The 23780-nt window shown below is 68.5% G+C and carries 17 protein-coding genes; 9 read left to right on the top strand and 8 right to left on the bottom strand.

The genetic code is table 11. From position 1 onward, the window contains the following. Positions 1 to 49: 49 nt before the first annotated feature. From ACHMXA_RS31230 to ACHMXA_RS31250, 5 genes are all read right to left on the bottom strand, one after another. Complete coding sequence (locus ACHMXA_RS31230; protein ID WP_395322189.1) at positions 50 to 3160, bottom strand: EAL domain-containing protein; 3111 nt, start codon at positions 3158 to 3160, stop codon at positions 50 to 52. Beyond that, a complete protein-coding gene (locus tag ACHMXA_RS31235; protein ID WP_176666539.1) occupies positions 3157 to 4176 on the bottom strand; it encodes a TRAP transporter substrate-binding protein in 1020 nt (339 codons plus the stop codon). The genes ACHMXA_RS31230 and ACHMXA_RS31235 overlap by 4 nt, the downstream gene beginning before the upstream one ends. Positions 4177 to 4445: 269 nt before the next feature. Further along, positions 4446 to 5228 carry a citryl-CoA lyase gene (locus ACHMXA_RS31240; RefSeq protein WP_176666538.1) on the bottom strand — a complete coding sequence of 261 codons (783 nt, stop codon included), beginning with the start codon at positions 5226 to 5228 and terminating at the stop codon, positions 4446 to 4448. A gap of 11 nt (positions 5229 to 5239) precedes the next feature. Further along, on the bottom strand, positions 5240 to 6781 hold the full coding sequence (locus tag ACHMXA_RS31245; protein ID WP_395322191.1) for a class I adenylate-forming enzyme family protein: 1542 nt from the start codon (positions 6779 to 6781) through the stop codon (positions 5240 to 5242). 21 nt (positions 6782 to 6802) lie between these two features. After that, the gene (locus ACHMXA_RS31250) at positions 6803 to 7792 is read right to left on the bottom strand and encodes a tripartite tricarboxylate transporter substrate binding protein (protein ID WP_395322192.1); all 990 of its coding nucleotides are present in this window, start codon (positions 7790 to 7792) and stop codon (positions 6803 to 6805) included. A 192-nt stretch (positions 7793 to 7984) separates the two neighbouring features. Here ACHMXA_RS31250 and ACHMXA_RS31255 point away from each other — a divergent pair, with 192 nt between their 5' ends. The 7 genes from ACHMXA_RS31255 (at position 7985) to ACHMXA_RS31285 (ending at position 15873) form a co-directional block, all read left to right on the top strand. Continuing rightward, the gene (locus tag ACHMXA_RS31255; protein WP_395322194.1) at positions 7985 to 8827 is read left to right on the top strand and encodes an IclR family transcriptional regulator; all 843 of its coding nucleotides are present in this window, start codon (positions 7985 to 7987) and stop codon (positions 8825 to 8827) included. Positions 8828 to 9534: 707 nt separating this feature from the next. Further along, a complete protein-coding gene (locus ACHMXA_RS31260) occupies positions 9535 to 11805 on the top strand; it encodes a phosphoesterase (RefSeq protein WP_395322195.1) in 2271 nt (756 codons plus the stop codon). Next, positions 11708 to 12007 (top strand): hypothetical protein, encoded by a 300-nt coding sequence (locus ACHMXA_RS31265; RefSeq protein WP_395322197.1) that lies wholly within the window; start codon positions 11708 to 11710, stop codon positions 12005 to 12007. The genes ACHMXA_RS31260 and ACHMXA_RS31265 overlap by 98 nt, the downstream gene beginning before the upstream one ends. A 146-nt stretch (positions 12008 to 12153) precedes the next feature. After that, the gene (locus ACHMXA_RS31270; RefSeq protein ID WP_395322199.1) at positions 12154 to 13569 is read left to right on the top strand and encodes a cytochrome-c peroxidase; all 1416 of its coding nucleotides are present in this window, start codon (positions 12154 to 12156) and stop codon (positions 13567 to 13569) included. Beyond that, positions 13566 to 14207 (top strand): hypothetical protein, encoded by a 642-nt coding sequence (locus tag ACHMXA_RS31275; protein WP_395322201.1) that lies wholly within the window; start codon positions 13566 to 13568, stop codon positions 14205 to 14207. The genes ACHMXA_RS31270 and ACHMXA_RS31275 overlap by 4 nt, the downstream gene beginning before the upstream one ends. 45 nt (positions 14208 to 14252) lie before the next feature. After that, positions 14253 to 14918: a hypothetical protein gene (locus tag ACHMXA_RS31280; protein WP_395322203.1), complete on the top strand. Its 666-nt coding sequence runs from the start codon at positions 14253 to 14255 to the stop codon at positions 14916 to 14918. A gap of 49 nt (positions 14919 to 14967) precedes the next feature. Further along, positions 14968 to 15873, top strand: coding sequence for a 2OG-Fe(II) oxygenase (locus ACHMXA_RS31285; RefSeq protein ID WP_395322205.1), 906 nt, complete (start codon positions 14968 to 14970; stop codon positions 15871 to 15873). Positions 15874 to 15969: 96 nt separating this feature from the next. Here the strand turns inward: ACHMXA_RS31285 and yjjJ are convergent, their stop codons facing one another. The 3 genes from yjjJ to ACHMXA_RS31300 all read right to left on the bottom strand — a co-directional run bounded on the left by yjjJ (position 15970) and on the right by ACHMXA_RS31300 (position 21197). Then, positions 15970 to 17358: a type II toxin-antitoxin system HipA family toxin YjjJ gene (gene yjjJ, locus ACHMXA_RS31290; RefSeq protein WP_395322207.1), complete on the bottom strand. Its 1389-nt coding sequence runs from the start codon at positions 17356 to 17358 to the stop codon at positions 15970 to 15972. Between the two features lie 146 nt (positions 17359 to 17504). Then, complete coding sequence (locus tag ACHMXA_RS31295) at positions 17505 to 20504, bottom strand: transglycosylase domain-containing protein (RefSeq protein WP_395322208.1); 3000 nt, start codon at positions 20502 to 20504, stop codon at positions 17505 to 17507. A 249-nt stretch (positions 20505 to 20753) separates the two neighbouring features. Next, a complete protein-coding gene (locus ACHMXA_RS31300) occupies positions 20754 to 21197 on the bottom strand; it encodes a universal stress protein (RefSeq protein WP_395322210.1) in 444 nt (147 codons plus the stop codon). 101 nt (positions 21198 to 21298) lie between these two features. Between ACHMXA_RS31300 and ACHMXA_RS31305 the strand changes: the two genes are divergently transcribed. Then, positions 21299 to 23620: a heavy metal translocating P-type ATPase gene (locus tag ACHMXA_RS31305; RefSeq protein ID WP_395322212.1), complete on the top strand. Its 2322-nt coding sequence runs from the start codon at positions 21299 to 21301 to the stop codon at positions 23618 to 23620. Beyond that, positions 23620 to 23757, top strand: a complete 138-nt coding sequence (gene ccoS, locus ACHMXA_RS31310) for a cbb3-type cytochrome oxidase assembly protein CcoS (RefSeq protein WP_395322214.1) — start codon at positions 23620 to 23622, stop codon at positions 23755 to 23757. The genes ACHMXA_RS31305 and ccoS overlap by 1 nt, the downstream gene beginning before the upstream one ends. Positions 23758 to 23780 lie beyond the last annotated feature (23 nt).

The following is a 23780-nucleotide window of genomic DNA, read 5'->3' on the forward strand; positions in this document are numbered from 1 at the left end:
CCTGGGGATGCTGACGAAGATCCGGACGACCGGGAGACGGTTCATGTCTTCACGAGAAGACAGGATCCGGGCGATCGAGCTTTCCATCGAGCTCGCGCTCATAGATTTCCAGTGGCTGCGGCACGCCGAACAGATAGCCCTGGCACAGGCCGCAGCCGTGGCGCACCAGGAAGTCGCGCTGCGCGGGCGTTTCCACGCCTTCGGCCACGATCTCCAGTTCCAGGCTGCGCGCCATGCCGATGATGGCCAGGATGATCGATTCCACCTTCGGATCGAGCCCGATGCGGTGCACGAAGAACTTGTCGACCTTCACCTGGCTCAGCGGCAGCTGGGTCATGTAGGACAGCGACGAGTAGCCGGTGCCGAAGTCGTCCATGGAGAAACGGATGCCCAGCGCCGCCAGCGCCTGCATCTTGCCGACGGCGTCGGCCACCTTCTCGTGCAGCAGGCTCTCGGTGAGCTCCAGCTTGAGCTTTTGCGGATCGGCACCGGTGCGCGCCAGCACGCGGCCCACCTGGTCGACGAAGTCCGCTTCGCGGAACTGCCGGGCGCTCACGTTGACCGAGAGCTGCATCCGTTGCCGCAACGGATCGCCGCTCCATGCCGCGAGCTGGCTGCAGGCCGTCTCCAGCACCCACAGGCCCAGCGGGATGATGAGCCCGGTGTCCTCCGCCACGTCGATGAACTGGCCCGGCAGCAGCAGCCCGCGCACGGGATGGTGCCAGCGCACCAGCACCTCCGCGCCCAGCACCCGGTTGTCGCTGGTGACCTGGCTCTGGTAGTGCAGCACGAACTGCTGCGCCGCAATGGCGGCGTGCAGTTCGTTTTCCAGCGCGGCGCGCGTGGTGATGCGGGTCTGCATGTCCGCTTCGAAGAAGCGCAGCGCGTTGCCGCCGTCCGTCTTGGCGCGGTACATGGCGATGTCGGCTTGCTTGAGCACCTCCTCGATCGAGGCCGTGCGGGCGTCGAACAGGGCGGCTCCGATGCTGCACGTGCCGTGGTGGTGCTGCGCGCCGAGCTGGTAGGGCTGGTTCAGGTGCGCGAGGATGGCCGCGCCGACGGTTTCGGTCTGCGAGGTGGCCACCGCGACCTGGTCGCTCAGGTTTTCGAGGATCACCACGAATTCGTCGCCGCCCAGGCGCGCGACGATGTCGCCCTCGCGAAGGCAGCTCTTCAGCCGCTGTGCCACCTGCTTGAGCAGCACGTCGCCGACGTCGTGCCCCAGCGCGTCGTTCAGCGTCTTGAAGTTGTCCAGATCGAGAAAGAGCAGCGCGCACAGTCCCGGGCGGCGTGCCGCGTCGCCGATGGCCTGGTGGAGGCGGTCGAGCAGCTGCCGCCGGTTGGGCAGGCCGGTGAGCGTGTCGTAGAAGGCCAGGTGCTCGATCTCGCGCGCCGCGCGCTTGCTCTGGGTGATGTCGCGCAGGATCACGATGAAGCGCGCACTGCGCTCCTCGGCCCTGCCGGCCGGGTCTTCGGCCGGGTCGCCGGCAGTGGCATCGACGGTCGCATCGGCCGCCTCGTCGACGGCCTTGCGCGACGCGGAAATCTCGAACCAGTTGCGCTCGCCCTGGTCGCGCCGTTCGAACTGGCGGCCGGCCGAGTAGCCCTTGGCGTTGGCCTCGCGCAGCGCCGCCATCACCTGCGAGGCAGCCTCGGGCGGCAGCAATTCCTGCAGGGTGCGGCCCACGGGGTTCTCGAGACCGGCGGCGGGAAAGGGCACGCGCGGCGTGTGGTGGCCGTGGCAGCGGCCATCCAGGCCCACCTCGAGCAGCAGGTCGGGCAGGGCGTCCAGCGTGGCCTGCAACTGCGCCTTGCTCTCGATGATGGCGGCCGTGTGGCGACGCTTCTCGGTGATGTCGTGGTAGACGCAGACCATGCCGCCGTCCGGTGTCCGGCTGCGCGTGGCGCGAATCACCTGGCCGTTGTGCAGCAGCGCCTCCTGTTCGGAGTGCGCCTGTGCCATCTGCGGCGCATTCAGCGCCAACCAGCCGGCGGGCCCACGGCCGTGCACCACGTGCTGAGCGGTCTCGTCCATGATGCGCCGAAAGGGCAGCCCCGGCGCGATCATCGATCCGACCCACGGGAACATCGCGACGAAGCTGCGGTTCCAGGTGAGCACGCGGTGCTCGGCGTCAAGCAGGATGAAGCCGTCGATCATGGACTCCAGCGCCTGGTCCAGCGTGGCCTTGGACTGCACCAGCTCCATGCGGGCACGCCATTGGCGGCGCAGCTGGACATGCGTGAAGCACGCCACCGACAGGATCATCAGCGCGACGGCTGCGCCGGTCCAGGCGATCAGGTCGCGCTCGCGGCTCCAGTCCATCAGCGCGGAGGTCAGCGGCATGCTCGCGACGATCAGCAGATTTCGGTGCAGCGTAGGCCGGGCCACCACGATGGCCGGTTCGCCGCTCAGGCGTGCGGCCATGCGCTGCGGCTTGCCGTCGCTGGTCTGCTCGTGCAGCGGCGGCTCGATCGGCCTGCCGGCGAGGTCGTCGCGTGGTGGCACGCTCGCCAGGAGTGAACCGGCATCGCGTTCCAGCGTGACCTCCAGGCCGCGCAGGCCGGCACCCTGCGTCATGATCGTCGCGAGCAGCGACAGCTGCACCTCCGCCACCGCCAGCATGCGCGAGCCGTCGGCGAGCGTGACGGCGCGGGCGAAGTACAGCACCTTCTGCGAGGTCACCAGGCTGATGGCCGGTGCGCTGATCTCCAGCGTCGACACGGGCTTCGCCAGCACGCCGTCGACGAAGCCCGGCGGCAGGGCCAGCGGCAGGTATTCGCCGCGCCGGTCCGACGAGGCCACCACGGTGCCGCGCGCATCGACGAAGGCCACGTGGCGCACCAGCAGGTTCTGCCGCACCATGTTGTCGAGCAACTGGTGCGGCCCGGCGCTGGCAGCGTCTCGGCCGGCGCTGCCGGCCTTCGAGCCGCGCAGCAGTTCGTTGGCGCCCGCGAGCAGCATGTCGACGCTCAGCAGCGCGCGATTGAGCGCGGCCTCGGAGCCGGTCACGAAGCGGACCGTCTGGTTCTCGTGATCGGTGATGGCCTTCAGCCTGGCTTCCCAGACGATGAAGGAGGCCACCGTCCCCACGGTGGCGAGGAAGACCAGCGCCACGCCGTAGACGATGGCGGCGATGCGGCGGGGAAACCGTAACGTCACCGTGCCGTGGCCCGGGCCTGGATGCCGACCACCGGGGCGACCGTCTGGTTCCATACCGTGGCGCACACCGGGCCGCAGCGCTGAATCCATCCGGGCAGCACCTGGGTCGCGAAGATGTCGCGGCGGCGGGCCTCGTCGCGCGGCGAGGGCCGCACCGCCAGCATGCGCCCCCTGGTTGCCCTGCCGCAGCCTGCCGCACCCGTGTTGCAGGCGATGCCCTCCTCGGTCTCGCGCTCCGACTGGGCCCACACCGCGGCCTCCAGCCGCGGCAGTTCCTTGCGCAGCAGCGCCTGCAGGTCCGGCGGCAGTGCATTGAAGCTCTCGCGGTTGGCGGCGAAGACGGCCACGCCCCAGTTCAGCGGCATGGCATAGAGCACGCTGGTCACCTCGTGCAGGCCCAGCGTGTGCCCGGACATGGTGCCGGTGATGACGCAGTCGGTGTTGCCCGATTTCATGTTCGCCATGATCTGCGAGAACTCGGTGTACACCGGCGTACCGCCGAGCGCCGCGACAAAGTCGGCCTGTGTCGGGCTCGACACGCGCGTGCGCCTGCCCGCGAGGTCGCCGAGCTGCTGCATCGGCTTGTTGCAGAACACCACCTGCGCCGGATAGATGTAGACCGCCAGCAGCTCCACGTCGTAGCGCTCGCGCAGGGCCTGCGACAGATAGGGACGGAATGCGCCGACCACCCGCCGCAGCGTGGCGATGTCGGGATTCAGGCCGGCCATGTCGGGCGCACCAAGCTCCGGAAACTGGGTGGATACCTGGCTCATCAGCGCCGTGCCGAAGGGCACGACGCCCAGCTGCATCAGATTCAGCATTTCCTGGCCGGGCACGCCGGCACGGTCGAAGGGCACGATGCTGGCGGTGTAGCGGCCGCCGGACAGCGCGGCGAGATCACGCGTCCAGAACTGTTCCTCCTGCCCCGTGTACTGCGTGACCCCGGCCAGTCCTCCAACGATGCGCAGGCGCTGCACAGGCGCGGTCTGTGCATGGCACAGCGATGCGACGAACATCAGAAGTGCGACGAGGTAGGCCAAGGTGACGTCGTGCCAGCCAGGGCGGCGCAGCGCCCGGGTGCGGGGGAAGTTGATCAGGGAACTTCATCATGGCACAGGAACGCCGGGCGGCGGCGTGCGGGGGCGCCGCCTGTTGCGCGCCGGGCACGGCCGCCGGCCTGCCGCGGCATCGGGCTGCCTGGACGGTGCGCCGGCAACAGGAGCTGCCGAGCGGGCTCTCAACGAACTCGGCAGCGGGGGCGCAGGGATGCGGCCCCCCGCCGCGGTCATCGGGATTTCCCGAGCCCGTCCACGAACGGGATGGCCTGCTCGACGGTGTCCCAGATGAAACGACCCGAAGGGCTCTGCTGCTCTTCGACGATGTGGGCCACCAGGCCCGCCGCGCGCGAGATGACCGCGAAGCCGCGCATCACGGCAGTGGGCACCCCGATCTCGCCGAGCAGCGCCGCCACGGCGCCGGTCGCGTTGATCGTGATGGGGCGCTGCGCCACCGCGTCCACGGCGGCCGAGAGTCTCTCGAGCGCGCGCACCTTGTCTCCTGGCAATTCGGGCTCCGCGCGCGCGATGTCGAGCAGCTTGTAGGCACGCGGATCCACCGGCTTGTGCAGATGATGGCCGAACCCGGGCACCGGGGTCTTGAGCGCCTTGTGGTGGCGCGCGATCTCCAGCGCCTCGGCGTCCGGATCCGCTGCCGCGCCGATGCGATCGAGCAGGCCCGAGCAGTTCTCCATCGTGCCGACGAAGGAGCTGCCCACCGCCAGCAGGCCCGCCGAGACGGCGCCCTGCAGGTTCTCGGGCGCGCTCATGTAGACCAGGCGCGTGGCGATGGCGCTGGGCGTGAGGCCGTGTTCCATCAGGACGATCAGCACGGCGTCGGTGATGCGCAGGTCCACGCCGCGCGGCGTGCGGTTCAGGATCTGCTTCAGCATCGCCTCGGTGAAGGTCTTCTTGCCGAGCAGATCCTCGACCAGATCCTCGTCGCGGTAGTGCAGGCTGGTGAGCGTGTGGGTGCAAAGGCCCGTGACGGGCGTGGCGGGAGAGTTGGGCATGGGGTGGTCTTTCATTGGGCTGTGGCGATGGCGGGGGCGCTGGCGGAAACCATCGCGCGTTCGCGCACGGTCGCCTTGAGCACTTTGCCCACCGGAGAGCGCGGCAAGCTCTCGTAGAAATGGATGTGCTTGGGTGTCTGCACGGGGCCCAGGCGTTCGCGCACGAACGCGATCAGCTCGGCGTCGGAGGCTCGGGCGCCCGGGCGCAACTGGACGGCAGCCTGTACGGCCTCGCCCCACTTGTCGTCGGGAATGCCGAACACCGCGCATTCGTGCACCGCGGGGTGCTGGCCCAGCGCGTTCTCAACGTCCACCGGGTAGACGTTGAAGCCGCCCGTGATGACCAGGTCCTTCAGGCGATCCTTGAGGTACAGGTAGCCCCGTTCGTCGATCAGGCCGCGGTCGCCGGTGTGCAGCCAGTCGCCCACCAGCGTCTCTGCCGTCTTGTCGGGCAGACGCCAGTAGCCGCTCATCACCAGGTCGCCGCGCGCCACCACCTCGCCGACCTCGCCCGCGGGCAGGAGTCGGCCATTGGGCGCCATGATGGCCACGTCGCTGAACCACGTGGTGCGGCCCACGGCTGCCCAGTTGCGCTCTTCCTCGAAGTCCTCGGGGCGCATCACCGTCAGGATCTGCGGCGCCTCGGTCTGGCCATAGGTGGTGCCGAGCACCGGGCCGAAGAAGTCGCGCACCTGGCGGATCTTCTCGGGCGGCATCGGCGCCCCGCCGTAGATCAGGCGGCGCAGCTGCGGAAAGTCCGCGCGCGAAGCGCCCGGCAGTGCCATCAGCATGTAGACCAGCGTGGGGGGCATGAAGCACACCGTGCCGCCGCGCTCGCGAAAGGCCGTGCGCACGGCCTCGGCGCCGCTCTCGGCCAGCACGACGTGGCAGCCGCCCTGTGCCAGGATGGGCAGGAGATAGGTCGAAGTGCCGTGGGTGATCGGGGCGGCCATGATGTAGCGATCCCGCGGCTCGAATCCCCAGGCATGGATCTGGTTGACGATCGTGGCCATCCAGGCGCGATATGGCTGGATCACCCCCTTGGGCGCGCCGGTGGTGCCGCCGGTGAACTTGATCGCCTGCGCGGCCTCGGGCGGCAGGGCGAAGGTGGGCCGTGCCCCCCCGGCGTGGCGCGAGATCAAGGTGGCGATGGTGGGTTCGCTTTCCCCGCTTTCCTCGGTTGTGCCGCTGTGGATGCGCGCACCCGGCGCGCCTTCGAGCAGGCCGGCGCAGGCAGGGTCGACCACGAGGATCGAGGGCTCGGTCGCATCGACGATCCGGCGAATCTCGGGGCGGGTGCTCTTGGGGTTGAGCGGCACCCAGACCTTGCCGCAGGCCAGCACAGCCAGAAGCGCCACGATGTGCCCGGCGCTGTTGCTCGCGCAGATGCCCACGCGGCTTTGCGGCTCGGGGTCGAGTGCGTTCAGGGCCGAGGCCAGCGCGGCCACCTGGGCGGCCAGTGCGTCGTAGCGGGTCGTGCCCTCGGGGGCGTCGATGGCAATGCGGTCGGGCCAGCGTTCGGCCGCGCGCCAGAAGAAGTCGATGGGAAACATGGGGCAGGCTCCTTTCTTTCCTTATTCGGCGGTGGCGCCCGACGCCTTGACCACGTCGCGCCAGCGCTTGATCTCCGCGGCAGCGAACGCGCGCATCTGCTCGGGCGTGCCGGCCTCGGGCGTGGCCGCCATGTCCTGCAGCCGCTGGCGTACTTCCGGCGCGGCCAGGACCTTGCCCAGCGCGGCATTGAGCCGGTCGATCACGGCGCGCGGCGTTCCGGCGGGGGCAGCCAGGCCGAACCAGGACTGCACGTCGAAGCCCGGATAGCCCGACTCGGCCACGGTGGGCACGTCGGGCAGCAGCGGCGAGCGCCGGGGACCGGTGATCGCGATGGCGCGCAACCTTCCGCCCTGCACATGCGGCAGCGCCGAGGGCGCGTTGTCGAACATCGACTGCACCTGCCCGCCCAGCAAGTCCGTGATCGCGGGAGCGCTGCCCCGGTAGGGCACATGCAGCATCTTCAAGCCGGCTTTCATCTTGAACATCTCGCCCGAGAGGTGGATGGATGAGCCGCTGCCCGAGGATGCGAAGGTGATGCCGTCGGGCTGCTCCTTGGCGAAGCGCACGTAGTCGGCCACGCTCTTCACCGGCAGCTTCGGGTCGACCACCAGGATGTTGGGAATCTTGGCGATCAGTCCGATGGGCTCGAAATCCTTGATCGGGTCGTAGCCGAGCCGGGCATAGAGCGACGCGTTGATCGTGTTGGCGATGGTGTAGACGTAGAGCGTGTAGCCGTCGGCGGGGGCGCGGGCCACGGCTTCGGCACCCACGTTGCTGTTGGCGCCGGTGCGGTTGTCCACCAGCACGGGCTGGCCCAGCTGTTCGCCCAGCCTGATGGCGACCAGGCGCGCGATCACGTCCGTGGCCCCTCCCGCGGCGTAGCCGACCACGAGCTTCACCGGCTTGGACGGCCAGGGGGCGGGCTGTGCATGCGAGGGCAGCGCGGTGCTGCAGAGCAGCGCGGTGGCAAGGGCCAGCAAACGCCGGCGGGATGCGGTCGGGCAAAGCATGTTCTGTTGTCTCCTTCAGTATTTCGGTGACGGCGGCGGTGCCTGCCCGAAGGCCTGGCGCCGCACGGCAAGCGCGTTCGTCAGGCCGGAATTCTTTGACAGCCCCGTCCATCGCACCAATCAGAACGTCCGCCAGGCGGACGTTTTTGGCACACTGGAGGGCTCGTCCCCTCGACTTCCGAATCCCCTCGCATGCCGACTCGCCGCATCCCTCGAGCCACCCACCAGGCAAGCGCCCCGAGCGTGGCGCCGCCGGGCCCGGCGGACACCGAGCCCGGCGGGGAGAGGGACAGCAGTGGCCGTACGCTGAGGCGAGGCCTGCAACTGCTGGATGCGGTACTGGCCAGCGACCGCGAGGGGCTGCGTGTGGTGGACCTGTGCCGGATCGCGCAACTGGAGCGCGCGACGGTCCACCGGCTGCTGGCCACCTTGCTGGACACCGGGCACGTGGCGCAGCGCGGACGCTTTCGCTACGTCGCAGGGCCACGGCTGGCGGCCATGGCATTGCACGATGCAACGCCCAACATGGCGGCGCGGCTGCGCCCCGTGCTGGAGCAGGTGAGTGCCGCATGTGGCGACGCCGCCTTCGCCATCGTGCGCGAAGGCGCCGCTTCGCGCTGCATCGCACGGCACGTTGGCACACATCCGATCCAGATCCTCGTCATCCAGGTGGGGACGCTCCAGCCGCTCGGCGTCGGGGCGGCGGGACTGGCGCTGTTGTCGGCGCTGCCGGACGAACAGATGAAGGCCGCCATCGCCGCCAATGCGCCGAACCTGGCGCGCTACGGTGGAATGACGCCCGAGCGCATGGCGCTGCTGGTGCAGGCGACGCGCCAGCGTGGCTGGTCCGTCATTGGCAACCACGCCACCGACGGCGTGCTGGCCGTCGGCATGGCGGTGCGCAATGCCGCTGGCGAGCCCTCGGCCGCCATCAGCGTGGCTTCAACCCTCGAGCGGATGCCGCGCGAACGCCAGCAGTTGATCGCACGGCTGATGCGCGACGCGCTCGCCGCCCTGCTGCCGGACGGCTTGTGAGCGTCACGGAGCCACAGGTCGAACGATCCACCTCGACGGCTGCGCGCCCTCGGCCTCCGGCCGGACGATCAATGCCGCGCAATCATCCGCGGCATTGATGTGAGTTTTTCGGAGGCGCGATTCGCACCACGTGCGCCGCTCGAATTCTCGGGAACAGGGATTTGATCGATGGGGCGTGCCGACGGGTGGTAATTGCCTGGTCGTGTGAGTTGGCGCGTCCCTGGATCGCCGGTCGACCCTCCGTGGCGTGACTTGGCAGCGCATCCGTCGCGTCGCAATTAATTTCACGCCACGCAGCTTCGACGTACCGAGTACGGCGAGGCGCCGTCGATTTTTCTCGACGAATGAAGGGGGCTGGCCCTGTCGTCCCGTTGGGAAAACTCCTCTTGCCGCACTCCGTCGAGCTTGCGAGGGGGACAGGTTCGTGCTGAAAGCAAGGGAATTTTTCCTGAATATTTCACCGAAAACAAGCGTTCCTAATTTCCATCTAATTCTCCGGTCAGCCCGTGGTCAGTTCCAATCAAATCGGAAATTTAATACGGCCTGGTGCCTGTGAAATCAAAGGATTTCGAAATCGTTATTGACACATGAATGTCATTGGCGATTTCTACATTTCTCCACGTTGCGGTTTTCTTAATGAGAAAGCACGCCGCCGTTGTTTCCTGCAGGTTGATCAAAACCATCAATAACTCATCGCCCCAAGATATATGACCATCTTCGACAAGAAAGTCTTGCTCACGTCGTTGACGACGATTGCGGCCTGCGTGCTCGCTGCGTGCGGAGGAGGAGGGGGCGGCGGAAGCGCCGGCTTCTTCCCGATCACGATCCCACCCACCAGCACGACCGGGCCCACCAGTTCCACCAGCACGACCTTCAGCGGCGTGGTGGCCGCCAGTGGCTACGTGCCGGGCAGCGGCACGGGCAATCCGACGCTGAAGGCCGGCTACTACCAGAAGGCGACGGTCTTCGTCGACGCCAACGGCAACGGCGTGCTCGACAGCGGCGAAGCCTCGACGCTCACCGATGCCAGCGGCAAATTCACGCTGACGACCAGTCAGGCCGGCCAACTGGTGGCCGACATCGGCACTTCCGCAACCAATACCGCGACCGGCGCCCCCGTCGCCAGCCACCTGATCCTGCGTGCCTCCGCCGCCCAGATCGCCGACCAGGGCGTGGACAAGATCGTCATCAGCCCGCTGTCGAGCGAAGCCCAGCGCCTGGTGGAAGCCAACGGCAGCAGCTACGCGGCCGAGAAGGCCAACTTGATTGCTCGCCTCAACGGGCCGACCTTCAACCTCGGCTCGGCCGCGTTCACCGACCCGCTGGCCGACGTCAACGCCCTGAGCGGCGCCACCCAGTACGCCGCGCTGTACGAAGACAACCAGCTGACCAACCGCTACACCTACGCGACGACCAAGCTCGACCGCAAGGACCTGTTCCCCGACAACCTGGCCGTCGCCGGCGGCGATCCCCGGCTCGTCGGCCTGTCGGGCGTGACGCTCACCAACACGGACGGCAGCAAGGCCACCCCCACCGTGCCGACGCAGAAGCAGGCGCCCATCACCTTCGCGCAGGCGCAGCAGGCCGCCTTCAACGTGGAAGGCGTGCCGGCCTACGACAACATCTTCATCATCGTCGAGGAGAACAAGTCGACCGACGTGATCGTCGGCAATCCGCGCGCGGCGAACATCAACTACATCCTGAACAACTACAACCAGCTCAAGACGTACTACTCGACCGGCAACCCCTCCGAGCCCAACTACACCGCGCTGGGCGGCGGAGACGACTTCGGCATCCACGACGACAACTGGTTCGGCTGCGGCGCGGTCGCCCCCTACGACATCAAGGACGTCGCATTCGCGGGCGGCACGGCCTCCGACGGCCAGGTCATGCCCGCGCAGGGCGCGCTCCCGCCGGCGAACAAACAGAGCCGCTCCCAATACGTCCCGACGGACGCGACCTGCGGCGACCACCCGACCGGCGGCACCGTGCACAACATCCCGGGCAGCAACCTGTTCACGGCGATGTCCAAGGCGGGCCTCACCATCCGCACCTACAGCGAATCGATGAACCCCGGGCAGGACGTGCGCGCCGACAGCATCCTCGACAACGCCGTGACCGCCACGTACGACTCGAGCAAGCTCAAGGGTGCCACCAACCTCGACGGCTCGGCGCCGCCCACCCTGGTCGGCTCGCCCAGCTTCCCCGCGCAAGGCGGCCTCTACAAGGTCAAGCACGGCCCCTCGATCGCCTTCCAGGGCGCCCGCAGCCTGCCCGACTTCGTGGCCAACAACCGCACCATCTTCGGCACGCAGTACCAGGAAGCCGACTGGCTCAATTCCTCGATCTTCCCGGTGCCGACCGGCTGGATCTACGACCAGTTCGGCAAGGACCTGGACACGGGCGACGTGGGCAACATCAACTTCATCGTTCCGGACCAGTGCGACGACATGCACGGCGTCGGCTCCGACACCAGTTGCGCGAACACCAACAACGACGGCCAGGGCGCCGGCACCATCCGCGCCGACATCTACCTGGGCATGGTGGTCAACAAGATCCGCAACTCGGCGCTGTGGAAGAACCCGTACAAGCGCGTGGCCATCGTCGTGATGTACGACGAAGGCGAAGGCGGCAGCAACGGCTCCTGCTGCGGCTGGAACGCGGGCGGCCCCGAATTCGGGCGCGGCGCCGGTGACGGTGGATGCGAGCGGCAAGGCGACGGCCACCACGCCGCCGCCCAACTACGCGGGGGGCAACTTCGGCCACGGCAACTCGATCTTCGGGATCATGACCAACCAGCAGGACGTGGGCACGGCGAAGAAGCAGGTTGCGGACTCCGACTCGTACAGCCACTTCTCCTTCCTGCGCACGCTGCAGGACATGTTCCAGATTGCCGATCCGGGCGTCGATGCGTCGTACCTGAACCGCACCAAATACACGGAAGCGTTCATCACGGCCAACATCCTTGCACTGCCTGAATACCAGGCCAGCGCGGACACGCACTTCGACTCGGTGCGACCGATCAACCATGCCTACGTGATCCCGGCCAACTACACCCAGAAGCTGTACGCGAACGACATCGTCGGCGTGCAGGACGCCCTCACGGGCAAGCTGGAAGGCCAGATCACCCCGCAGACCGGCGCCGACGCGAGCCAGAACAACGTCTGGGCGACCAGGTAGACCGGCATGCGCATGAGGGCAGGGGGACCTCCAGCCCCCGAGCCCTTTGCGGACGGCCGCTCCTGGATTGCGGGTTCGCGCGAAGGCAAGGAAGAGAACGAATCGAAGGCCGCCCTGGCGGCTCTTCGGAGATGCAACGGTCAATGATGAATCTGGCAAAGGACAGGTGGGTCCCGCTCGGCATGGTGCTCGTGGCCGCGCTGCTGTCGATAGTGGCGGCCTGCGATAGCAAGGGCACGGCAAGGACCACGAGCAACACCCGCCCCGGCGGACCCGCCTTGAGTCTTCGCGCCCAGGTCGGGCAGATGGCCTTCTTCGACAAGAACCTCTCGAGCGGCAGGAACATGTCGTGCGCGAGCTGCCACGACCCGCAATATGCCTATGGTCCGCCCAATAGCATCTCCGTGCAGCTGGGCTCCGACATCACGCAGACCGGCGCGCGCGCCGTCCCATCGCTGCGCTACAGGGAATCGACGCCGCCCTACAGCGACGACGCACCCAACCCCGACGGAGTGACGTCCAGCTCGCCCGGTGGCGGCCTCATGTGGGACGGCCGCGCGGCGACGCTGGCGATACAGGCCGGCATGCCGCTGCTCAATCCGGTCGAGATGAACAACAGCTCGAAGGAAGCAGTCGTGAAGGTCGTCCAGGCCAGCACTTACGCGGGCTTGTTCAGGCAGGCCTTCGGCGCCGACGTGTTCAACGACACCGATGCGGCTTTCACCGCCCTTGGCAATGCAATACAGGCGCTGGAGACGGAAGACTTGAGCTTTCATCCATACAGCAGCAAGTACGACCTGCATGTCTTCAACAAGATCGGCGGCACGCTGACACCGGCCGAACGGCGCGGCGAGATCGTGTTTCACAGTACCGGCGTCGCCAATTGCTCGGGCTGCCACTACACGGGCGCCAACTTCAACGGCACCACAGGCCTGATGACCGACTTCACCTACCAGGCCCTGGGCGCGCCGCGCAACGACAGGTCGATTCCGAACAACCCCGACCCGATTCCGGCCAACGGCGACCCGAAGTACCACGACATGGGTCTGTGCGGACCCTTCCGAACCGACCACGCGCCCGCCACGCCGGACACGGCGAGCCCGTACTGCGGCATGTTCAAGGTTCCCGGCTTGCGCAACGTGGCGACGCGGGGAGCCTTGTTCCACAACGGCGTCTTCCATTCGCTGGAGCAGGTCGTCAACTTCTACAACACGCGGGACACCAACCCCGAGTACTGGTATCCCGCCAGCAACGACGGCGCAGGTGCGCCGCAGGCGAACCCCGCCTGGGCGCTGCAGCCCACCCATGTGCCGGGCGCGACGGTCGACAAATACAACGACCTGCCGCCATCGCAGCAAGGCAGCCTCGACGAAGAGGTGCCCATGGGTACGGGCGAGGGCGGCGACAAGACCCTGGCCAGCGGCACGAAACCCCGCGCGCCCGGGTCCCCTCCGGCCATGACGCCGCAGCAGATCGCCGACCTCGTCTGCTTCCTCGGCACGCTGAGCGACGGCTACCAGCCCTCCCCAAAGCCATCCACCACCGACAGGTGCGCGAAATGAAGGCCGGGCGAGGTTCGATGCGCACCGCCGTGCTGCTGCTGACGGTGCCGCTGGCCTGCCTGACCGGTTGCGGCAACGAGGAGGCACGCTTTCCCAACCGAGACAACTTCACCGCGACGACCAACGACTACCTCGCACAGCGCGGGCATGTGTGCCTGGCCAAGTACGCCTGGCCGATCACGGTGGCGGCCGGATCGCGCGAGCCCGATGCGCAGCAGATGCCGGTGCTCGAGAAGCTGGGGCTCGTGACCGGCAGGGATGTCGTCTCCGCCGCCGCGCAGCCGCCAGCCCGCGAATACGCACTGACCGAGGCGGGGCGCAAGTACTACCTGCACGTGCCCGTGGTGGTCCGCACGACGACGCAGACGATCACACACTCGGGCGACTTCTGCGCGGCCACCCTGAGCCTCGATCGCCTGATCGGCTGGGATCCGCCGCAGACACGCGATGGCCGCACCGCGACCTCGCTGCTTTTCACATACCGAATCGCACCCGAGCCCTGGGCCGCGGCGCCCGAAGTGCTGCAGGCCTTTCCGCTGCTGGCGCGCGCCATCCAGCGCGAGGGAACGATGCAGGTACGCCTCGGCGTTCACCTGACGCGGCACGGCTGGGTTGCCGACGAGCTCGACGAGCACTGAGTCCGCGTCCGCCACCGATATCCAGCAAGACCAAGCACAAACCCCATGAATCCCCGCTTCATCCGCCCGAGCCGGCACACCCTGAATTCGCTCAAGACCCTGGCGGGCATCGCCGCGATCTGCGCCCTGGCCGCCTGCAGCGTCGGCCACGATGCCGATGCGCCCACCGCCGAGAACCTCGCGGCCCCGCTCGACGACTACCTGGCCCAGCGCGGCGACATCTGCCTTGCCATGTCGAGCTGGCCGATCGACCTGACCGAAGCCGAGGCCGGCGCGGGCGCGCGCCATGCGCTCCAGTTCCCCGTGATGGAGCAACTGGGCCTGGTACGCAGCACCATCGTCGCCGCGCCGAAGAGCAGCGAGAACCCGGACGGCGCGGTCAAGCGCTTCGAGCTGACCGAGGCCGGCCGCAAGTTCTACAAGTCTCACGCAGGCCGCGATGGCGAGCACGCCAGCGACTTCTGCGTGGTTCATCTCAAGCGCGAGAAGATCGTCGACGTCAAGGTCGGCAGCTCCGACGCCGGGCGTCCGCTGGCGGTGGTGAGCTACACCTACCAGGCCGAGTCGGCGCCGTGGATGCAGGACGCCGACGCGCAGCGCGTGTTCCCGATGATCGCGCGCATCATGAACGGCGCGGGCGGCGCGCTGCAGCTGCGTCAGGGCTTCACGCGCGGCCAGAAGGGCTGGGTCGCCCAGACGGGGCCGGTCTGATGCGCGGCTCATTGCATAGTGCCGCATCGCATAGTGCCCACAGGTCGCCATGAGCACCGTCGTCCGCTTCTCCCCCGACCTGGGCCGCTGGCTCGAGCACAAGCTCGATGCCGGCCAGCTGCCGCCGACGCTGGTGGCCGCGATGCTGAAGCAGGGAGTGAACGAGCGTGCCGCGCACGCCATCGTCGCGGCGTTCGTCGATGCGCGGCAGCAGGGCGCGGCGGTGCCGGATGGTGTCATCGAACTTCATGACGATGCGCCATCCAGGCCGACGGCAAGGCTCGCGCCGGGCACCCGCATCCTGGCGGCCGACCGCGAGATCGCCGTCCACTCGCGTGGCGACGACCCGGTCCTCGCCACTCTCGGCAACGTGGTGGACGCCGATGAATGCCAGGCCATCATCGAGATGGCACGGCCGCGCCTGAGACCTTCCACCCTGGTCGACCTGATGAGCGGCCGCGACGTGGTGAGCGACAAGCGCGCGAGCTGGGGCATGTTCTTCCGCCTGTGCGAGAACGACCTGATCGCCAGACTCGACCGGCGCCTCTCGGCGCTGATGAACCTGCCGCTGGAAAACGGCGAGGGGCTGCAGGTGCTCCATTACCCGACCGGCGCGGGCAGCGAGCCCCACCACGACTATCTGGCGCCCACCAACGCCGCCAACCGTGAATCCATTGCGCGCAGCGGCCAGCGGGTGAGTACCCTGGTGACCTATCTCAACGACGTGCCGGAAGGCGGACAGACCGTCTTCCCGCGCCTCGGCCTCGCGGTTTCGCCGATCCGTGGCAATGCCTGCTACTTCGAGTACGGCGATGACCGAGGCCGTGTCGACGCGCGTTCCCTGCACGCGAGCGCGCCGGTGACCCGGGGCGAGAAGTGGGTCGTGACGAAATGGGTGCGCGAGAGGCGCTTCGTGGCTGCCGACGAAGCCGCGAAGCTCTTCGCCGGGTCTTGAGACCTTTCTTTGCAGCTTCGTCGCGGGGTCGGGAATTCGCCGGCCATCTCCCGCGCGAGGGCCCGGGAGGCCATTTCCTCGATGCCGGTCCGCGAGCTATCCGACCCGAATGCTCCTTCGAAGTGTCCGAGCGTTCTGAGCGCACGTGTCCCGAAATTCGGTGCTGATTCGCTCATCGGCTGCCGCGCTTTCCCAGAATGCGAGCGCAGCACGCGCAGCCTGCTGCCAGATGCCCTTCTCGGAGGGCAGGGGCAGTTGCGGGGCATAGGTCCTGGGGGGCAGTTCCACGCCGCGCACGGGGGCGTAAGTCATCGGAAGCATGTCGTAGATCGGCGCCAGTTGCAGTAGCACCTGGTTGGCGTCCTGAACGGGCTGGAACGACAGGTTGCCGTCGTGCATGTCGGTATTGCCGATGAGCTGTCCGAAGTGCCCGACAAGATCGATGCGGCGGAGGTCCTCGTCGGTGACCCAACCCCGGTTGACCAGGGGCTGGACACCTTCTGCCCATCGGCGCCCGCTGACGCCGACGAAGGTCGAGTTCAGCGTGCTCCAGGAAACGACCGGTGAGCGGCCCATGGCGCCATGCCTGTCGAATCGGTCGACCTCGAGAAAAGTCCGGCCCGCGATGAGGTGGATTCTGGACTCGGCCACCTCGATGCCGGCATGCGCGGCCAACGCGCGAGCGGCAAGGTGCTCGCACTGCAGCAGGTCGGCCCAACGCCGAGTGCCCGGAGAATCATCGGAGCCGGAGAACTTCACAAGGACATGCCTGTCCTGTCCGGCCATGCGCCTCATGGCGGTGAACTTCGGAAACTCGCCACCCGCCGATGAGCCAGCCACGCCGAGCTCCAGCATGTCTGCGGCGAGTCGTGGGTAGGACCGCTGCAGCTGATCGTCGCCCAGGCCATGGGGTACGGCCCCGTCGCTGAGAGCCTGAACCTGTGCGAGCCACGTCCTGGCCGCAGCCTCGCCAACCAGCAGATCGCCGGGGACATCGGTGCCCAGCAGCGACAGGGCATGCAGGACGTCATCGTCCGACCAGGACGCCGGGTCGTCGCTCACTTTCAACAAGGCTGCGTGGTGTCGTGCGAAGTTGCGCCCGAGGAAGCCTTGAGGCCGCATGTCCTGCATCATGTACGGCAGCCCTTCGAACCAACCCTGCTTCATCTCGTCGTCCAGGGGCCAGCCGGGCTTTCCGGAGAACTCAACGGCAGTCCCGTCGGGATACAGCAGGTCCAGCATGGCGATCTCGTGCGGGATGCCGTCGCGGTCGATCCGCAAGAGCGGGATGGGATTGAAGTCCCCTCTCAGCGCGCGGCGTGCCGCGTACTTGGTGCGCCTGGCGTTTCCGCGAACGATGATTTCCGGCCCCGCGGCGCGAATGGCCCGACTCAGGGTAGGGCGGCTCACCTTCATCGCATCGGCAAGGACGCCCGCCTGAAGTGGTCCCCTGGCCCGGAGGATTGCAACAGGGTCAGCGGTCATATGAAACGATATATGAAGACCAAATATAGGAAATCTTCATAGGAAAAATCTTCTTAGAAATCGATATGAGAAACGATTCATGAAACGATTTTACGTCAGAAGAAGGGTTGCCGATGGTGTCCGGCATCGCGCCGGCAACCGACTGCTCAATCGCCCGCGCATCCGCTGCGCTGGAGCACCGGCAGCAGTTGCGGCCCCAGCGACTTCAACAGCTGGGTCGGCAGCGCGCTCGTGAACCTGTAGCGGGCGGCATGGGGTTCGTGCACGTAGGCCATGACGGTGCCGAAGTAGCGCTCGCCGATCATGAAGACGAAGGTGGCAGAGCGGTCGATCTTGCGCTCGGAGATCACCCGCCCGCCGCGGCCGGTGCGCTCGTAGCGGTGGTCGCCGGTGCCGGTCTTGCCGCCGATGTCGATCGCGCGGCCGTTCGCATCCGCGAGTGCCCCCTTCAGGCGCCGTGCCGTGCCGTCGTTCACCACCTCGAGCAGTGCCCGGCGCAGCGTGGCCGTCACTTCCGCCGGCAGCACCTGCTCGGGCTTCGCGTTGCGCGGCTCCAGGCGTGTCTCGTAGGGCGTGTCGCGAGCGAAGTGCAGCGCCTCGACCCGCTGTGTGGGCAGCCGGACGCCGTCGTTCACGACGATGCCCATCAGCTCGGCCAGGGCGGCCGGCCGGTCGCCCGATGCGCCGATGGCGCTGGCGTACGACGGCGTCAGCGAGGCGAAGGGGTATCCCTGGCGCTGCCATGAGCGATGGATCTGCGCGAAGGCGTCGAGCTCGAGCAACTCGCGCAGGCGCCTGTCCTGCGCGCTCTTGTGGCGCGTCTTGAAGAGCCAGGCGTAGACCTCCTGGCGCTCTCCCGCGCTCGCGTCCAGCACATCGGCCAGCGTCGCGCCCGGGTGGCGCCGCAGGAAGCCCACCAGCCAGAGCTCCAGTGGATGCACACGGGCGACATAGCCGCGATCGGCCAGCGACAGGCTCGCGTAGGTGGTGCGCAGCGCCTTCAGTTCGCGCGGCGAGGCCGCGCCCCGACCCAGCTGCCGCGCGAGCAGTTCTTCGAGCCGTGCGTCGCTGGCATCCGGCTCGATCGTGAACAGCACGCTCGCCAGGCGCGGCGCAGACGACCGGAGGCCGCGCAACAGCAGCGCCTCGGCTTGCGCGGCGCTGCGGTTCTGGTACTTGCGATGAAAACGAACGAGGAAGGCCGAACCCTCGTGGTCGGCAAAGCGCGAGAGCAACTCGCGCCGGCGCGGGTCGGCGGGGTCCTTGAGCAACCGCTCGGGGTCTGTCGCGCCGCCGAACATGCGGTGGCGGACCAGGTCGCGCATCAGGCGGATGAACACCAGGTTGACCGAGTGCTTGAAGCCTTCGCGCACGGTCATCGAGCTGCCGTTGCGCGAGCGCTCGAAATTCTCGAACTGGTGCAGCCCGCCGCCGGTGAAGAAGGCCTCGCCCGGGCTCGCGGAGTATTTCCGCTCCATGGCCGCCTCGAGCATCGGCGCGAGGCGGCGATCCTTGGTTCCGAGCAGGTACTGGCGCGCCCATATGCCCAGCGGGTCGCGCGGGCTCGGCGCCAGCGCCGACAGCTCGGCCGCGCCCAGGCCGGACCAGTTCGCGTGCAACTCGGCCACGATCTCCAGGTAGCTCACAAGGGTGCGCAGCTTGGCGGTCGATCCCAGGTCGAGCCGGGCGCCCTGGTTCACGTCGAAGGGCTGGTCGATGCTGTCGGCCTGCACGCGCAGCAGGTTGGCCCCAGCGCTGCGCTCGAACAGCGTGAAGCTGTAGATCAGCGGGCCTGGGTCCGCACCCGGGTCGAGCATGTGGGGGCCGAACAGGCCCGCTGCCTTGGCCGCGGCTGGAATGCGCAGGCCGGCCAGCACCCGGGCGGCCACAGCTTGCGCCTCGCTGTCGAGGCTCGTTTCGGCCTCGAGGTCGAGGCGTTCCAGGTCGTAGGCGCGCGGCACGTCGAGCAGCGTGGAGATATGCGTGCGCAGCGCGGTCGTGGCCTTGCGCTGCACGAAGTCCGGCCGGGGAGTCGGCGGCAGCTCGGGCTGCAGGTGCAGGGGAAGCGGCAATGCCGCATCGCGCAGGGAGGACGTGATCAGGCCGGCCTCGGCCATCAGCCGCAGGTAGCTGTCAGTCAGCCGGGCCAGGCCCTCGCCGTCGCCGAGCAGGTGCTGCGAGGGGCGGCGCTGCGCAATCATCAGCGACAGCGCCTCCTTGAAGGCCGCGGCCTGGCGTTCGAGCGCCTCGGGCGTGGGCGCGGTGCCTTCGGCGTCGTCGGCCAGCAGGCGGTTGACCTCGCGGACGTCGCGCCCGTACCAGGCCCACAGGCCGTCGCCCAGGCCGTGCACCTCGCCGATGCCTGGGCGCGCGGCCAGGGGCACGGTGTCGAGGTAGTCGACGACGATCTGGCGCCGCCGCGCCTGCGTGTCCTCGCCGTCCTGGTAGGCGCGCAGCGAGGCCGATGCCATCTGGCGAAGCTTCTCTCCGACCGACCCGGTGCGGCCCTGCGGCGAATGGCGGTATTTCTCGATCTGAGTGGCCAGCGTGCTGCCGCCGCTCGCCGTGCGGCCCAGGCTGACCGTCCGCAGCGCTTGCTCGAGCACCGCCTTCGCAAAGCGCTCCGGGTCGATGGCGGGGTTGCGCTGCGGCGGCTGCGCGTCCAGCAGGTGGCGGTCCTCGACGAAGAGCAGGGCGCTCACCAGCAGCGGAGGCACGTCCTCGAAACGCTCGTAGGCGCGCCCGGGTACGCGCGTGTGCAGCAGCGCCTCGTTGCGGCAGTCGCGTACGCTCAGGCCGGCCTGGTTTTTCTCGCGGTAGGGAGCGAAGAGCCCGTGTTCCTGCAGCTCGATCAGCCGTGGCGACATGCGCGCCTGGCGGGTGACGGCATAGCCCTGGCGCTGCAGGCGCTCGATGAAGTCGGGAAGCTGCCGGTAGCCCAGCCGTTCGTCATACGGCCCGGCGCGCGGAAAGCGGATGGCGTCGCTGGGACCGGCGTCGACGCTGAAGCGCGCGTCCCTGGCAAGGTCGTGCCACAGGGCCGATTGCAGCCGCGAGGTCTTCAGCTCGTCCGCCACGAACACGGCAAGCGCTCCCCCCATGGCGAGCCCTGCGCCGACCCAGAAGAGCTTCTTGAACCATGCCATGCTCTGCCTCGCGAACAGTCTGCACCGTGGGTTCGTCAACCAAGATGATGCGCCTTTCGCAGGCTTTTGGGGTGGCATGGCGAGAGGAGCGGTGCGCCTGCGTCATTCCCCTTGCTGCGACAGACGCTGCCCCATCTCAAGCCTGAGGTGCAGCCCCCTCCGGAAGTCGCGCGCACGCTGTCACGCCGCCGGAGGGTTGCAATCCACGGATTCAGGAGAGGCCGCGCACCCGAACCGACGCCAGGCCAGCTACCGCAGCACCAGAACCGGCAGCGATGACCGAACCAGAACCTGCTGTGTCTCACTTCCCAGCAGGAGGCGCTTGAGGCCCTTGCGTCCATGCGAGGCCATCACGATCAGATCGCTCTTGTGCTTCTTCGCCGCGGCGACGATCGATTCGGCGACCAGGTCGGAGCTGGCTTGCGCAGTCCTGATCCGCACGCCGCGTTCCCGCGCACGGTCGCGAATCTTGTCGAGCATCGTCTGTGCCTTTTCCGCCCATTGCTTCTCGATGCGCCCGACCTCCTCGGCGGAGAAGGACATCGAGCCTTCGAAATAGCTCTTGGGGTAGCGGGGAACGACCGTCAGTGCGACCAGGTCCGAGTCGTGCTGCGCCGCCAGTGCGATGGCGCTGTCGACGGCCTTCTTCGACAGGGCGGTGCCGTCGGTGGCGACGAGGATGCGTTTGAACATGAGGGGCTCCGCGTGGTTTGCGGCAGAGCTTAGGTGCGCCAGGAATACACGGCTTGATTCAGATCAAACGGCTCGCGCGGCCCGCCTCTTAGGCTCGCCCGATGAATGCCACGCTCGCCCCCGATCGCGCCGCGATCTCCGACTTTCCCGCCGCAGACGGCGACCAGGCCTGGCAGCTGCTGGACGATCCGGCCGAATGGCCAGCCTTCGGCCGCGAGCTGGATGCCGCCGGCGCGGGCTGCTGGGAGTCGCAGGTCGTGGTCGAGGGCATGCACTGCGCGGCCTGCGCCTTCACGGTCGAAGCCGCGCTGCGGCAGGTGCCGGGCGTGATCGAGGCGCAGGTCAACGCGGCCAGCCGGCGTGCGCGCGTGGTCTGGTCGCCCGCGCAGACCCGGCCTTCGCGCTGGTTCGAGGCCTGCGCGAAGGCCGGCCATCCGCTGCTTCCCGGCGGTGACCGGTCCGCCCGTGAATTGCGCCGGCGCGAATCGCGGCTGGCGCTGTGGCGCTGGCTGGTCTCGGGCTTCTGCATGATGCAGGTGATGATGTACGCCTACCCGGCCTACGTCGCACGTCCCGGCGACATGGGCGCCGATTCGGCGCAGCTGCTGCGCTGGGCTTCCTGGGTGCTGACGCTGCCCGTCGTGCTCTTCTCCTGCGGGCCGTTCTTTCGCAGCGCCTGGCGCGACCTGCGCATGGGCCGCATCGGCATGGACCTGCCGGTGGCCTTCGGCGTGCTCGCGACCTTCGCGGTCAGCACTGCCGCCACCTTCGATGCCACGGGACCGCTCGGCCACGAGGTGTACTTCGACTCGCTGACGATGTTCGTCTTCTTCCTGCTCACGGGCCGCTGGCTCGAGGCGCGCCTGCGCGAGCGCACCGCCGGCTCCCTCGACGCCTTGATGAACCGGCTGCCCGACGGCATCGACCGGCTCGCGCCCGACGGCAGCTGGCGTCGGGTGGCGGTGCGGCGCCTGGCTGCTGGCGACGTGGTGCGCGTACGCCCCGGAGAAGCCTTCCCGGCGGACGGCATCGTCATCGAGGGCGGCACCAGCGCCGACGAGGCCCTGCTGACCGGCGAATCCCGGCCTGTGCCGCGTCCTTGCGGCGACCGCGTGCTGGCCGGTAGCCACAACCTCTCGGCGCCGGTCCGGGTGCGGATCGAATCGGTGGGCGAGGGCACGCGCTTCGCGCAAATCGTCCGGCTGATGGAGAGTGCCGCCTCTCGCAAGCCGCGCCTCGCGTTGCTGGCCGACCGGGTGGCGCGGCCTTTCCTCGTCGCGGTGCTCGCAGCGGCGGCAATGGCGGCGGCGTTCTGGTGGCCGACGGATCCTGGCAAGGCGCTGATGGTTGCCGTGGCGGTGCTCATCGTGACCTGCCCATGCGCGCTCTCGCTCGCGACGCCGGCCGCCATGCTCGCCAGCGCCGGTGCGCTGGCGCGCGGCGGGGTGATGACATCCAACCTCCAGGCCCTGGAAGTGCTCGCGTCGGTCGATACCGTCGTGTTCGACAAGACCGGAACCCTGACCGGCGACATACCGCGCCTGGAGCGCATCTACTGCCGCCAGGGCATTCGGCCCGGCGACGCGCTGGAGATGGCCGCCGCGCTAGGCGCGCAGTCGCTGCATCCTGTGTCGCAGGCGCTGGTGAATGCGTGGAATGCCCAATTCCGTGCCCCGCCCGGCTGGGCAACCGACAAGGTCGCCGAGACGGCGGGCCGTGGCATCGAGGGCCTCATGCGGCGCTTGCGCGCGGCCGCCGATACGGGCTGCCCTGTGCGCCTCGGCTCCGCGGCTTTCTGCGGCGTGGCGGCGCTGGACGTCGACGCCGCGCAGGTCCACCTCGCCGACGGGCAGGGATGGCTCGCCAGCTTCGTGCTGGCCGAGGAACTGCGTGCCGATGCCGCGGCCGCCGTGGCCGCGCTGCGCGAGCAGGGCCTCACGGTGCGGCTGCTGTCGGGCGACCGGGATTCGGCCGCGCGGGAGATCGGCGCGCGCTGCGGCATCGACTTCGCGCAAGGCGGCTGCACGCCGGAAGACAAGCTCGACGCGCTGTGGCGCCTGCAAGCCGAGGGCCGCCGGATCGCGATGGTGGGCGACGGCCTCAACGACGGCCCTTCGCTGGCGCGCGCCGACGCCTCGTTCGCCTTCGGCCGCGCCGTGCCGCTGTCGCGCGCGCATGCCGACTTCGTGGTGCTGGGCGACAGGCTCGCCACCATCCCGCAGGCCATCGCGCAGGCGCGCAGGACGCTGCGCGTGGTGCGCCAGAACCTCCTGTGGGCCGCGGGCTACAACGCGCTGTGCGTGCCGCTGGCCGTCGCCGGCTGGCTGCCGGCATGGCTCGCGGGGCTCGGCATGGCCGCGAGTTCGCTCGTGGTGGTCCTCAACGCGGCGCGGCTGGCGTCCGGCACGAGACAGGCGCACTGATGGACATCCTCTTCCTTCTCGTTCCGCTGTCGGTGGCGCTGGTCCTCGCGATCCTCGGCGGCCTGTGGTGGGCCGTCGAGCGTGGCCAGTTCGAGGACGTCGAGGCCGAGGGCGAGCGCATCCTGCACGGCGATTGATCTGCATCAACCCGAGGGGCGGG

The organism is Variovorax sp. UC74_104, assembly GCF_044055375.1.
GTDB lineage: Bacteria > Pseudomonadota > Gammaproteobacteria > Burkholderiales > Burkholderiaceae_C > Variovorax.